Genomic DNA, 12,418 nt, shown 5'->3' with positions numbered 1-12,418 from the left:
CTGCTTACTCCTCCCCCAGGATCTGCGGCACCTTGAAACGCTGCTGCTCCTGGGCCGGGGCGCCGGACAGCGCCTGCTCGGGGGTGAGCGACGGACGGACCTCGTCCGCGCGCATGACGTTCGTCAGCGGCAGCGGGTGGGAGGTCGGCGGTACGTCTTGGTCGGCGACCTCACTGACGCGGGCCACCGCGCCGATGATGTCGTCCAGCTGTCCCGCGAAGTGGTCGAGCTCTTCGGGCTTCAGCTCCAGACGCGCCAGCCGGGCGAGGTGGGCGACCTCCTCGCGCGTGATGCCAGGCATGCAGCGTTCCTCTGGGGTGAGTGTGTGGTTGGGGCCGGGGGCCGGCGTCGCATTCCCGCCGGGAGTGCGACGCCAGTCCCCAATCCTATGGGGCGGGGCCCTGTGCCTGTGCAGCGGTTTGTCCGCGTCCTGCCTGTGCAGCGGTTCGTCCGCGTCGCCCGGGCGCGGCGGCCTGCGCGCCGCGCCCGGGCCGGGTCAGTGGCGTCCGTCCCAGGCGGCGCCCTTCAGGAAGTGGTTGTCGTAGAGGTCCTGCACTTCGAGGATGCTCTCCGGGGTGACCTCGCAGAGGCGGATGCGCTGGAGGTGGCGGAAGTACTCGAAGCGCTCCACGCCCGGGGTGATCACGACGAGGAGGTCGGCCGTGACGCCGGGGGCCGCGGCGGTGGGGGTCCCCCTGCTCGAGCGGAGCCGAGAGCTTGGGGGAGTGGGGGCGGCCCGGCGGGACGACGACGAGGTCGCCGCGCTCGGCGGTGACGACGTCGTCGCCGGAGAGCAGTCCGGCCGCGCCGTCCAGGACGAAGGGGCGTCCGAGATGCGTCAGCCGGAGCGACGCGCGGAGCGGTTACTCGTCCGTCGCCGCCGCGGGCAGGGCCGCCGCCGGGCGGACCCAGCCGCGGGAGCCGCGGGCGCGCAGCCACGCCGTGGTCTCGTCGGGGGGCATCGCGGCGGCGACCAGCCAGCCCTGTACGGCGTCGCAGCGCAGGTCCCGCAGCCGCTCCCAGGTCTCGTCGTCCTCGACGCCCTCCGCGACGACGAGCAGGCCGAGGGAGTGGGCGAGGTCGACGGTGCAGCGCACGATCTCGGCGTCCTCGGTGTCCACCGCGAGCCGGGCCACGAAGGAGCGGTCGATCTTCAGCTCGCTCACCGGCAGTCGGCGCAGGTGCACCAGCGAGGAGTAGCCGGTGCCGAAGTCGTCGAGCGACATCTTCACGCCGTGGGCGGTGAGCCCGGCGAGCGTGTCGGCGGCGCGCTGCGGGTCCTCCAGCAGCACGTGCTCGGTGATCTCCAGCTGGAGCGCTCCGGCCGGGACGCCGTGCCGGGCCAGCCGGGCGGCCACCGAGCCGGCGAAGCCGGGGGTGTGCACGTCGCGCGGGGAGACGTTGACCGCGACCGGCACGAACAGGCCCTGGGCGCGCCACCGGGCGACCTGCCCGAGGGCGGTCTCCAGCACGTACTCCGTCAGATGGGGCATCAGGCCCGAGGACTCGGCGATCGCTATGAACTCGTCCGGCGGGACCTTGCCCCGCTCGGGGTGCACCCAGCGCACCAGCGCCTCCAGGCCGGCGACCTGGCCGTCGAAGCGGACCTTGGGCTGGTAGTGCAGCTGGACCTCGTGGGCGTCCAGGGCGCGGCGCAGGTCGCCGAGGAGCCCGAGCCGGTCCGGGGTGTTGGAGTCCCGCTTGGACTCGTACACCTCCACGCCCGTACGGTCCCGTTTGGCCTGGTACATCGCCACGTCGGCGCGGCGCAGCATGCCCTCGGCGTCGAGGGCGTGGTCGGGGAAGACGGCGACCCCGGCGCTGGCCTCCAGGACGAGGGTGAGGCCGTCGAGGTCGAGCGGCGAGCTGAGTTCGGTGACCAGCCGGCGGGCGATGCGGGTCGCGGACGTCGTGGAGTCGGCGACGGGGAGTAACACGGCGAACTCGTCCCCGCCGAGCCGCGCGGCCTCCGCACCCCGCGGCAGCGCCTGCCGCAGCCGGTCGGCGATCTGGAGCAGCAGCCGGTCCCCGGCCAGATGACCGAGCGTGTCGTTGACCGAGCGGAAACGGTCGAGGTCGATCAGCATCAGGGCGGCCCGGGCGCCCGCGCGTTCGGCGTCGTCGAGGGCGGTCCAGATGCGCTCCAGGAGCCACTGCCGGTTGGGCAGCCCGGTCAGCGGGTCGCGCAGCTGTTCCTCGGCGCGGGCGCGGGCGATCCACAGGGTGGAGTCGAGGGCGATGAGCGGGATGGAGAACAGCGGCAGCAGCACCGGCTCGGCGACGGCGACGACGCAGACCAGGGGCGCGATGCCGAGCAGGGCGACCGCGAGGAGACCCTGTCTGACCACGGCGGTGCGGGCGACGGTGGGCAGCGGGCCGGTGCGCGGGGAGTGCAGGCACCAGATCAGGAGGCGGGTGACCGCGAGATAGACGGCGGCGACCAGCACCACTTCGAGGGCGGTGTACGCGCTCCAGGTGCCCGGGTCCCAGGGCCGCTCCACGGTCGGCACGCGGCCGAAGGCGCCCAGGACGAGGGCGGCCGCGCCGATCCCGACGATGTCCGCGGCGCCGTTGAGCACACCGGGCCGCCAGCGGCCCCGCCGTGCCACGCCGACCAGGACGACGACGGCGAGGCTGACCAGGCCGGCCGGCACCCAGCCGTAGAGCAGGAGCACGGCGAGGGTGAGGGCGGTGCCGGAGCCGGTGCCCCACCAGCGGGAGCGTCCGAGCATGACCAGGTGGCCGACGACGATCCCGGCGAGCACGGCCAGCGACCAGCCGGCGGTGCCGGACGGGAAGAGGGCGTGACCGCCGGCGAACGCCCGCAGGAAACCGGCGCCGAGGGCGAGTCCGGCCACGGCGACGACCGCCGGGGGCAGGGCGCTCCGCAGCGGTGCGCGGCCGGGCTCGGCCGGGCCGGGCGGCGCGGACGCCGGTTCGCCGGCCGGGACGGCGCGGGCCCGGACCTCCGCCACGGTGTGGTGTCCGGCAGCGCGCGCGGTGCGACTCGCGCGCCCCGCGTGCTTCTCCGCACCCGAACGCTCCCCCGTCCGCCTCAGGCACCCTCGCCATGCGCCGGTCACCCGGCGCAGCCGTGAGTGCGGGGCGGCGCTCTCGGTCGGTTCCATTCCCGTCCCTCTCACAGCCGGCGGTGCCACGCCACGCGGCCCGGTGCGGCGCCCCTTCGGCCCGCACCGGCACCGCGCCGGAAAACCCTTCCACGTGCCCGTCGGAGCACGGGCGTGCCCCGACCGCGGCCGGACACGGCGGGCGCACCCCTCAACAGTAGGCCGCGGAAGGCTTCCACGGGCAGCGGTCGCCGACGGTTGCCCGAATGCACCCCGGCCACCCGTATGCATCTGGTATGCGCCGTACGGGCGGCCTTCAACCCCTACTCGCCGGTCGGGAGCGCGACTTCGGCCGCCGCGTCCGGTCCCCGGTCCAGAAGGACGCCGAAACCGTCCTCGTCCAGAACGGGCACCTTCAGCTGCATCGCCTTGTCGTACTTGGACCCCGGGCTGTCACCGACGACCACGAAGGACGTCTTCTTCGACACCGATCCGGTCACCTTGGCGCCCCGGCTCTGCAGGGCCTCCTTGGCGCCGTCCCGGGTGAAGTGCTCCAGGGTGCCGGTGACCACGACGGTGAGGCCTTCGAGCGGGCGCGGGCCCTCGTCCTCGCCGGGGCCCTCCTCCTCCATGCGGACGCCGGCGGCCCGCCACTTGCGGATGATCTCCTGGTGCCACTCCTCGGCGAACCACTCCTTGAGGGAGGCGGCGATGATCTGTCCCACGCCGTCGGTGTTCGCCAACTCCTCCTCGCCGGCCTGTTCGATGCGGTCGATGGAGCGGAACTCGCGGGCCAGGGCCTCGGCGGCGACCGGGCCGACGTGACGGATCGACAGGCCGGTGAGGACGCGGGCGAGCGGGCGCTGCTTGGCGGCGGCGATGTTCTCCAGCATGGCGAGCGCGTTCTTCTTGGGTTCGCCCTGCTGGTTGGCGAAGACGGTGGCGACCTTCTCCTCGCCGGTCTTCGGGTCGCGCTTGGGCAGGCCGCTGTCCTGGTCGAGGACGTAGGCCTTGATGGGCAGCAGCTGCTCGACGGTGAGGTCGAACAGGTCGCCCTCGTCCGTGAGCGGCGGCTCGCCGGGCTCCAGCGGCCGGGTGAGCGCGGCGGCGGCGACGTAGCCGAAGTGCTCGATGTCCAGCGCCTTGCGGCCGGCGAGGTAGAACAGACGCTCGCGCAACTGGGCGGGGCAGGTCCGCGCGTTGGGGCAGCGCAGGTCGACGTCGCCCTCCTTCATGGGCCTGAGCGGAGTCCCGCACTCGGGGCACTCGGCCGGCATCACGAACTCGCGCTCGGTGCCGTCGCGCAGGTCGGCCACCGGTCCCAGGATCTCGGGGATGACGTCACCGGCCTTGCGTAGCACGACCGTGTCGCCGATGAGCACGCCCTTGGCCTTGACGACGTCCTGGTTGTGCAGGGTGGCGAACTCGACCTCCGAGCCGGCCACCGTCACCGGCTCGACCTGGGCGTACGGCGTGACCCTGCCGGTGCGGCCCACGCCCACGCGGATGTTGACGAGCTTGGTGTTGACCTCCTCGGGCGCGTACTTGTAGGCGATCGCCCAGCGCGGTGCGCGCGCGGTGGAGCCGAGCCGGCCCTGGAGGCGGATCTCGTCGAGCTTCACCACCACGCCGTCGATCTCGTGCTCCACCGAGTGCCGGTGCTCGCCGTAGTACGCGATGAACTCGCGGATGCCGTCGAGGCCGTCGACCACCCTGTTGTGCCGGGAGGTGGGCAGGCCCCAGGAGCTCAGCAGGTCGTACCCCTCGGACAGGCGGGCCAGCCCCTCGTACCCCTCCAGGGCGCCGATGCCGTGGACGACCATGTGCAGGGGCCGGGTGGCGGTGACGCGCGGGTCCTTCTGGCGCAGCGACCCGGCCGCCGCGTTGCGCGGGTTGGCGAAGGGCTTGTCGCCCGCCGCGACCAGGCGGGCGTTCAGCTCCTCGAACTTGGCCATCGGGAAGTAGACCTCGCCGCGGATCTCGACCAGGTCGGGGACCTTCTCGCCCGTCAGCCGGTCCGGGATCTCGGAGATGGTGCGGACGTTGGGCGTGATGTCCTCGCCGGTGCGGCCGTCGCCGCGGGTGGCGGCGCGGGTGAGCCGGCCGTGCTCGTAGGTGAGGTTGACGGCGAGTCCGTCGACCTTCAGCTCGCACAGGAAGTGGTACTCCTGCTCGCCCAGTTCCCTGGCGATCCGGTCGACCCAGGCGGCCATGTCGTCGTCGTTGAACGTGTTGTCCAACGAGAGCATCCGCTCGCGGTGCTCGACCGCCGTGAACTCCGTCTCGTAGGACCCGGCGACCTTCTGGGTCGGCGAGTCGGGCGTGCGCAGCTCCGGGTACTCCTCCTCCAGCGCCTCCAGGGAGCGCAGCAGCCGGTCGAATTCGGCGTCGCTGACGACGGGCGCGTCCTTGACGTAGTACCTGAAGCGGTGCTCCTCGACCTGCTCCGCGAGCCGCGCGTGATTCTCCCGGGCCTCGGCGGGCACCGCTGTCTCCGCTTGCTGCTTGTCGCCGGCCACCGTGTTGTCCTCCCGTTACTCTGGGTTGTCCGCGAGAGATCTCGCCGCCCGGACGCAGTGGGCGAGCGCCTGGCGTGCGTAGGCGGGGGATGCGCCCGCGAGTCCGCACGCCGGGGTGAGGGTGACCGCGTCCGCGAGGAGCTCCGGTCGCAGCCCCAGCCTGCGCCACAACGTTCTGACACCCATGACGCTACCGGCAGGGTCTGACAACGGACCGTCCGTGGCCGGGACGACACCGGCGAACAGGCGGGTGCCGCCCTCGACGGCCTCCCCGATCGCCTCGTCGTCGCGCTCCGTGAGCAACGAGAAGTCGAAGGAGATCCCGGCCGCCCCGGTCCTGCGCAGCAGGGCGAACGGTACGTCGGGCGCGCAGGAGTGGACCACGACGGGGCCGTCGGCGTGCACGCCGACGACGTCCCGCAGCGTCGCCTCGGCCACCTGCCGGTCGACGGCGCGGTGGGTGCGGTAACCGCTGGCGGTGCGCACCTGCCCGCGCAGGACGGCGGTGAGGGAGGGCTCGTCCAGTTGCAGGACGAGCCGGGCGTCGGGCACCCGCCGCCGGACCTCGGCCAGGTGCAGCCGCAGGCCCTCGGCGAGCGAGGCGGCCAGGTCCCGGCAGGCCCCGGGATCGGAGAGGACGGCCTCGCCGTTCTTCAGCTCCAGGCCGGCGGCGAGCGTCCAGGGGCCGACGGCCTGCACCTTCAGCGGCCCCTCGTGGCCCTGGGTGAACTCCTCCAGGGCGTCCAGGTCCTCGCCCAGCCAGGAGCGGGCCCGCTTGGTGTCCCGGCCCGGCCGGTCGCCGAGCCGCCATCCGCTGGGCTCCACGCGCGCGTACAGCTCGACGAGCATCCCGGCGCTGCGCCCGATCATGTCGGCGCCGGGCCCCCGGGCGGGCAGTTCCGGCAGGAAGGGGAAGTCCTCGAACGTCCCGGCGGCGGTCTTGACGGCCTCTCGGGCGTCGCCGCCGGGCATCGACCCGACGCCGGTGGCGGCACCGGACGGGAACTGGCTGTTTTCACTCACCGGGGCAGCGTATGCCTCCGGCGGTCGAGCCGGGCTGGGGCCTCCTCCGCGCCCGCCCGTCCGCGGTGACGTGCGGGCGGCCGAGCCCCCCGTCCCCGAGGCCGGCGCGAGCGGTCGGCCCGCCGCCCCGCGGGTGCGGTGCGGGCGAGCGGCCCGCCGTCTCCCAGGGGTTCACGGGTGCGGCCCGTCGTCCTCCGGGGGCGGTGCTGACGCGTGGCCCGTCGGCCCCGGACCGGTGCGGGCGCTCGGCCCGTCGTTCCCGAGGGCGATTCGGGCGCGGCCCGCCGTCCTCCAGGGGCGGTGCGGGCGCGCGGCCCGCCGACCCGGGCGAAGCCGACGCTCGGCCCCTCGTCCCCTCGTCCCCAAGGCCGGGGCGGGTGCCCCGTTCCGCCGCCCGTGCGGCCCCGCGCGCTGCGGGGCCGGGCGGGTTGGCGGGTCGGCGGGTCGGCTGCGGTCGGCGACCCGCTCAGCGTCCGGGCCGGACGGTGAGGTCGTTGACCTCCGCGTCGTGCGGCAGGTCGAGCGCCATCAGGATGGTCGTCGCCACCGACTCGGGATCGATCCACCGGGCCGCGTCGTACTCCTTGCCCTCCTGCTGGTGGACCTTGGCCTGCATGGGGCTGGCGGTGCGGCCCGGGTAGACGGAGGTGACGCGCACCCCGTTGCCGTGCTCCTCCTGGCGCAGGGAGTCCGCCAGCGCCTTGAGGCCGTGCTTGGAGGCGGCGTACGCGGACCAGTCGGGGCTCGCGTTCAGACCGGCCCCCGAGTTGACGAAGAGCACGTGGCCGCGCGCGGCGCGCAGCTGGGGCAGGAAGTGGCGGGTCAGCTCCGCGGGGGCGATCAGGTTGACGTTCAGCTGGTGGCGCCACGCCTTGGGCGTCAGTTCGCCGACCGGACCGAGGTCGACCACGCCCGCGACGTGCAGCAGGGAGTCGACCCGCTCCGGGAGCGTCTGGTGGGAGAACGCCCAGCTCAGCCGGTCCGGGTCGGCCAGGTCGCCGACGAGGGTGCGCGCGCCGGGGAACTCGGCCGCCAGCTCCTTGGCGCGGCCGGCGTCGCGCGCGTGCAGGACGAGCTCGTCCCCGCGCGCGTGGAGGCGGCGGGCGACGGCCGCGCCGATGCCGGAACCGGCTCCGGTGATCACGTGTGTAGCCATGCCCGCCATGCTCGCACCCCGGGGTCAGCGGGCGTTCAGCGACTCCTCCAGGTAGGCGAGCGCGCCGACGGGCTCGTCGGCGAAGAAGACCAGCTCGGCCAGCGGCCGGGGCAGGAAGCCCTCGTCCTCCATGCGGCGGAACTGCTCGCGCAGGCCGTCGTAGAAGCCCGCGGTGTTCAGCAGCACCACCGGCTTCTCGGTCCGGCCGTGCTTCTTCAGCTCCAGGATCTCGGTGGCCTCGTCCAGCGTGCCGGTGCCGCCCACCATGATCACCACCGCGTCGGCCTTCTCCAGGAGGAGCCGCTTGCGTTCGGCGAGGTCGGGAGCGATCACCATCTCGTCGGCGCCGGGCCGTGCCTTGGCCGACAGGAACTCCACCGACACGCCGACGAGCCGCCCGCCCGCCTCCTGCACGCCGTCGGCGACGACCTTCATCAGCCCGCTGTCGGAGCCGCCCCACACCAGGGTGTGCCCGCCCTTGCCGAGCAGGCGGGCGAAGTCGCGCGCGGGGCCGGTGTAGCGGTCGTCGAGGTCGGCGGCGGAGAGGAAGACGCAGATGTTCATGCGGTCCACGGTACGCGGGGCGGGTATGTGTACGGCACACGGGAAGAAGGCGGCGCCCGCCGGTGCTCCCCTGTTATGACCCGAGAGACCCGAGGACACACGATCACCGTGGAGCCGAGCCACGAGCACGTGCGCGTGGTGCGCGGCGGGCAGGTCCTGGCGGAGAGCCACCGCCCCCTGGTGCTGCGCGAGACGGGCTGTCCGCCGCGCTACTACCTGCCGCCCGCGGACGTCCGTCTGGACCTGCTGACGCCCTCCGGCACGCACACCCACTGCCCCTTCAAGGGCGACGCGTCCTACTGGTCGCTGCCGGACGCGCCGGACCTGGTGTGGGCCTACCCCGACCCGAAGCCGGACGTGGCGGCGATCAAGGACCACCTGTGCTTCTACGACGTGGAAGTGGTGTGAGCGGCTGACTCTCCGGCGCCTCCCCGATGAGCCCGGCCCGGCGTGGCAGTCTGCCTTGGCATGGAGAAGGGCAGGGAGACGGCCATGGAGAAGAAGGTCACCTCGCGTGACGGAACACCCATCGCGTACACCCGCGCCGGACGGGGTCCGGCGGTCGTCCTGGTGAGCGGGGCGATGTCGGCGGGCGCGACGCTGGCGCCGCTGGCCGCGCGCCTCGCCGACCGCTTCGACGTCCTCGTCCCCGACCGCCGGGGCCGTGGCGCGAGCGGCGACACGGCCCCGTACGCGGTGGAGCGCGAGGTGGAGGACCTCGCGGCGCTCGTCGAGGCGGCGGGCGGCGAGGCGGCGCTGTACGGCGTCTCGTCGGGCGCGGCGCTCGTCCTCACGGCGGCGGCCAGCGGGCTGCCGGTGACACGGGTCACGGTGTACGAGCCGCCGTACGCGCTGTCCGACGAGGGCGCGAAGGAGCGCGCCGAGTACACCGCCCGGCTCACCGAGGCGATCGGCGCGGGCCGGCGCGGCGACGCGGTGGAGCTGTTCCTGTCGCTGACCGGCCTGGCCCCGGCGATGATCGCCAACGCCCGCCGCTCCCCCATGTGGCCGGACATGGAGGCGATCGCCCCGACGCTGGCGTACGACGACGCGGTGATGGCCGGGGGCCGGGTCCCGGCCGAGCGGCTGGCCGCGATCACCGTGCCGGTCCTGGTGCTGGCGGGCGGGGCGAGCCCGGCCTGGCTCCAGGAGGCGGCCCGCGCCACGGCGGAAGCGGCGCCGGAGGGCGCGTACCGCTGTCTGGAGGGCCAGACGCACATGGTGGACCCGGACGTCCTGGCGCCGGCGCTGGCGGAGTTCCTGGGCGCGTGAGCGCCCGCGCGGGAGCCGATCGCGCGGGAGCCGATCGCGCGGGAGCCGATCGCGCGGGAGCTGGTCGAGCGGGAGTCGGTCGGGCGCGTGAGCGCCCGTGCCGGGGCCGGTCACGGGCGGCGCGCCCGCGGTCGACCACGCCCGTGCGTGTAAGCAACTCCACATGTCCCGGCGGGACTTGGCCGATCTAGGATCCTGTGCGGGCGCGGCGCACGACCGCGTCCGCACGGGGAGCCGCCATGCGTTACGCCGACCAGCCCACGACGCACCGCGAGGTGCGCGTCGCCGCCGATCCCGCACGGGTGTGGGAGATCGTGGCCGATGTGGAGGCCATGACCCGCTGGAGCCCCGAACTGGTCAGGGTGCAGTGGTGCGACGGCGCGACCGGACCGGCGGTGGGCGCCCGCTACACGGGGCACAACCAGCACCCCGTCAACGGCGAGTGGCGGACCGTCTCGGAGTTCACCGAGTGCGTCCCGGCGCGGACGCTCACCTGGTGCGTCCTCGACCCCGACGGCCGCTACGGCAAGGCTTCCGACGACCTCGCGGACCGGATGGCCACCTGGTCCTTCTCCCTCTCCCCCGGCCCGGAGGGCGGCACCGTCCTGCGCCAGTCGGCGACGATCGGCCCGGGCCGCTCGGGTCTGAGCGCGTTCATCGAGCGCGCTCCGGAGCGCGAGGAGGCGATCGTCGCCTTCCGCCTGGACGAGCTGGGCAAGGGCATGGAGGCCACCCTCGGCGGCATCAAGGAGGCGGCGGAGGGTGGTCGCCGCCCCTGACCTCCGGTGAGCCCCGTCGGCGTGCGCCTCAGGCCGCGCCGGCCGTGGCCCTGCGCGTCGAGGCGATCGTCGCCGAGCCCACCACGCGGGTGCCGTCGTACAGGACGATGGCCTGGCCGGGGGCGACGCCGCGGACCGGCTCGGTGAAGGTGACCCGCAGTTCGCCGTCGACGAGTTCGGCGCGGACCTCGGTCTCGCCGCCGTGGGCGCGCAGCTGGGCGGTGTAGGTGCCGGGGCCGGTGGGGGCGGTGCCGCACCAGCGGGGGCGGATGGCGGTGAGGGCGTCGACGTCCAGGGCGGCGGCCGGGCCGACCGTCACCGTGTTGTCCACCGGGGAGATGTCCAGGACGTAGCGGGGCTTGCCGTCGGGGGCCGGGGTGCCGATGCGCAGCCCCTTGCGCTGGCCGATGGTGAAGCCGTACGCGCCCTCGTGGCTGCCGACGACCGCGCCGGTCTCGTCGACGATGTCGCCCTCCGCCTTGCCGAGGCGGCGGGCGAGGAAGCCCTGGGTGTCGCCGTCGGCGATGAAGCAGATGTCGTGCGAGTCGGGCTTCTTGGCGACGGCCAGGCCGCGCCGCTCGGCCTCCGCGCGGATGTCCTCCTTGGTGGTGACCGTGTCGCCGAGCGGGAACAGCGCGTGCGCGAGCTGCTTCTCGTCCAGGACGCCGAGGACGTACGACTGGTCCTTGGCCATGTCGGAGGCGCGGTGCAGCTCGCGGGCGCCGTCCGCGCCGACCACCACCTTGGCGTAGTGGCCGGTGCACACCGCGTCGAAGCCGAGCGCGAGCGCCTTGTCCAACAGCGCGGCGAACTTGATCTTCTCGTTGCAGCGCAGGCACGGGTTGGGGGTGCGGCCGGCCTCGTACTCGGCGACGAAGTCCTCCACGACATCCTCGCGGAACCGGTCGGCGAGGTCCCAGACGTAGAACGGGATGCCGATCACGTCGGCGGCGCGGCGGGCGTCGCGCGAGTCCTCGATGGTGCAACAGCCTCGCGCGCCCGTGCGGAAGGACTGCGGGTTCGCGGAGAGCGCGAGGTGGACGCCGGTGACGTCGTGGCCGGCTTCCGCGGCGCGCGCGGCGGCGACGGCGGAGTCGACGCCGCCCGACATGGCGGCGAGGACGCGAAGGGGGCGGGGGCGCTGCGGGGTCTCAGTCATAGCCCTTACAGGGTACGGGCGCGCGGGAACGGCGGCGGCCGGATATCCGTTGCAGACGACATGGGGGAGAACGAGAGCGCCGGCGGCGGCCCGGACCGGCACGTGCGGCGCAGGGCCCTGCTCGTCGGCGGGGCCGCGGCCGTCGTGGGCGGGGTCGCGCTGGGGCACGACGCGCTGTCGCGGCTGTGGTGGAAGCTGCCCGGCGCGCAGCGGCCGCGGGCCGAGGGCGCGGTGGACTTCGCCGGCGCCCGCTGGGTGGCGGCCTCGCCCGCCAACTACCGGCGGGCGGACCGCCCGGACGACTATCCGATCGACCGGGTCGTCGTCCATGTCACGCAGGGCGGCTTCGCGAGCGCGGTCAAGGCGTTCCAGGACCCGGGGCACCATGCCGCCGCGCACTACATAGTGCGCCGGGACGGGCGGGTGACGCAGATGATCCGCGAGCTGGACGTGGCCTTCCACGCGGGCGACCGGGCGTACAACGAGCGCAGCGTCGGCATCGAGCACGAGGGCTTCGTCGAGGACGCGTCGTCCTTCACGGACGCCCTGTACGCCGGCTCGGCGCGGCTGACGGCGCGGATCTGCCGGCGCTACGGCATACCCGTCGACCGGGAGCACGTCATCGGGCACGTGGAGGTGCCGGGCACGGACCACACGGACCCGGGACCGCACTGGGACTGGGCCCGGTATCTGCGCCTGGTGCGGGCGGCGCCGCCGGATTCCGGGACGCCGTCGGGGTCTGCCACGCCTTCGGGCTCCGGCGGGACCTCCGGCTGACGGAAGTCTTTGCTTCCGCGTCGCGGCGTCGCCCGGTTCCCAGCCACGAGCCCCGGTTCTTGAACGAGCCTCCGATCCGGCCATGATCCCCGGTCCGTGAG

At 74.2% G+C, this 12,418-nt stretch carries 11 protein-coding genes and 1 pseudogene; 4 read left to right on the top strand and 8 right to left on the bottom strand.

What is annotated here, in order from left to right; translation table 11 throughout:
- Positions 1-4: 4 nt before the first annotated feature.
- The 7 genes and pseudogenes from gatC to ACH5A8_RS28470 form a co-directional block, all read right to left on the bottom strand.
- Positions 5-301, bottom strand: a complete 297-nt coding sequence (gene gatC / locus ACH5A8_RS28500) for an Asp-tRNA(Asn)/Glu-tRNA(Gln) amidotransferase subunit GatC (protein WP_006130840.1) — start codon at positions 299-301, stop codon at positions 5-7.
- Positions 302-496: 195 nt separating this feature from the next.
- A pseudogene (locus ACH5A8_RS28495) lies at positions 497-821 on the bottom strand (hypothetical protein); the annotation flags it as partial.
- Between the two features lie 42 nt (positions 822-863).
- Complete coding sequence (locus ACH5A8_RS28490; RefSeq protein WP_399006707.1) at positions 864-3,128, bottom strand: putative bifunctional diguanylate cyclase/phosphodiesterase; 2,265 nt, start codon at positions 3,126-3,128, stop codon at positions 864-866.
- Positions 3,129-3,391: 263 nt separating this feature from the next.
- A complete protein-coding gene (ligA, locus tag ACH5A8_RS28485) occupies positions 3,392-5,587 on the bottom strand; it encodes an NAD-dependent DNA ligase LigA (protein WP_399006705.1) in 2,196 nt (731 codons plus the stop codon).
- Positions 5,588-5,602: 15 nt separating this feature from the next.
- Positions 5,603-6,610, bottom strand: a complete 1,008-nt coding sequence (locus tag ACH5A8_RS28480; protein ID WP_399006703.1) for a methionine synthase — start codon at positions 6,608-6,610, stop codon at positions 5,603-5,605.
- Between the two features lie 466 nt (positions 6,611-7,076).
- Entirely contained in the window at positions 7,077-7,775 is a 699-nt protein-coding gene (locus ACH5A8_RS28475; RefSeq protein WP_399006701.1) for an SDR family oxidoreductase, read from the bottom strand.
- Between the two features lie 15 nt (positions 7,776-7,790).
- Complete coding sequence (locus ACH5A8_RS28470; RefSeq protein ID WP_399006699.1) at positions 7,791-8,330, bottom strand: TIGR00730 family Rossman fold protein; 540 nt, start codon at positions 8,328-8,330, stop codon at positions 7,791-7,793.
- 75 nt (positions 8,331-8,405) lie between these two features.
- Here ACH5A8_RS28470 and ACH5A8_RS28465 point away from each other — a divergent pair, with 75 nt between their 5' ends.
- From ACH5A8_RS28465 to ACH5A8_RS28455, 3 genes are all read left to right on the top strand, one after another.
- The gene (locus ACH5A8_RS28465; protein WP_399006697.1) at positions 8,406-8,738 is read left to right on the top strand and encodes a DUF427 domain-containing protein; all 333 of its coding nucleotides are present in this window, start codon (positions 8,406-8,408) and stop codon (positions 8,736-8,738) included.
- 84 nt (positions 8,739-8,822) lie between these two features.
- A complete protein-coding gene (locus tag ACH5A8_RS28460) occupies positions 8,823-9,602 on the top strand; it encodes an alpha/beta fold hydrolase (protein WP_399007002.1) in 780 nt (259 codons plus the stop codon).
- Positions 9,603-9,841: 239 nt separating this feature from the next.
- On the top strand, positions 9,842-10,381 hold the full coding sequence (locus ACH5A8_RS28455) for an SRPBCC family protein (protein ID WP_399006695.1): 540 nt from the start codon (positions 9,842-9,844) through the stop codon (positions 10,379-10,381).
- A gap of 28 nt (positions 10,382-10,409) precedes the next feature.
- Here the strand turns inward: ACH5A8_RS28455 and mnmA are convergent, their stop codons facing one another.
- On the bottom strand, positions 10,410-11,540 hold the full coding sequence (mnmA, locus tag ACH5A8_RS28450) for a tRNA 2-thiouridine(34) synthase MnmA (RefSeq protein ID WP_399006693.1): 1,131 nt from the start codon (positions 11,538-11,540) through the stop codon (positions 10,410-10,412).
- 60 nt (positions 11,541-11,600) lie between these two features.
- Here mnmA and ACH5A8_RS28445 point away from each other — a divergent pair, with 60 nt between their 5' ends.
- Entirely contained in the window at positions 11,601-12,317 is a 717-nt protein-coding gene (locus tag ACH5A8_RS28445; RefSeq protein WP_399006691.1) for an N-acetylmuramoyl-L-alanine amidase, read from the top strand.
- Positions 12,318-12,418: the final 101 nt, after the last annotated feature.

The organism is Streptomyces sp. NPDC018610, assembly GCF_044391765.1.
Classification (GTDB): domain Bacteria; phylum Actinomycetota; class Actinomycetes; order Streptomycetales; family Streptomycetaceae; genus Streptomyces.
The sequence above is the reverse complement of the archived record's forward strand: the minus strand, read 5'-3'. Positions and strand labels throughout refer to the sequence as shown.

What these genes read in the sequence shown, in the direction of transcription:
- ACH5A8_RS28490 (WP_399006707.1), bottom strand. Translation starts at nt 3,128, where the DNA reads ATGGAACCGACCGAGAGCGCCGCCCCGCACTCACGGCTGCGCCGGGTG.
- ACH5A8_RS28445 (WP_399006691.1), top strand. Translation starts at nt 11,601, where the DNA reads ATGGGGGAGAACGAGAGCGCCGGCGGCGGCCCGGACCGGCACGTGCGG.
- ACH5A8_RS28470 (WP_399006699.1), bottom strand. Translation starts at nt 8,330, where the DNA reads ATGAACATCTGCGTCTTCCTCTCCGCCGCCGACCTCGACGACCGCTAC.
- ACH5A8_RS28465 (WP_399006697.1), top strand. Translation starts at nt 8,406, where the DNA reads ATGACCCGAGAGACCCGAGGACACACGATCACCGTGGAGCCGAGCCAC.
- ACH5A8_RS28460 (WP_399007002.1), top strand. Translation starts at nt 8,823, where the DNA reads ATGGAGAAGAAGGTCACCTCGCGTGACGGAACACCCATCGCGTACACC.
- mnmA (WP_399006693.1), bottom strand. Translation starts at nt 11,540, where the DNA reads ATGACTGAGACCCCGCAGCGCCCCCGCCCCCTTCGCGTCCTCGCCGCC.
- ACH5A8_RS28455 (WP_399006695.1), top strand. Translation starts at nt 9,842, where the DNA reads ATGCGTTACGCCGACCAGCCCACGACGCACCGCGAGGTGCGCGTCGCC.
- ACH5A8_RS28475 (WP_399006701.1), bottom strand. Translation starts at nt 7,775, where the DNA reads ATGGCGGGCATGGCTACACACGTGATCACCGGAGCCGGTTCCGGCATC.
- gatC (WP_006130840.1), bottom strand. Translation starts at nt 301, where the DNA reads ATGCCTGGCATCACGCGCGAGGAGGTCGCCCACCTCGCCCGGCTGGCG.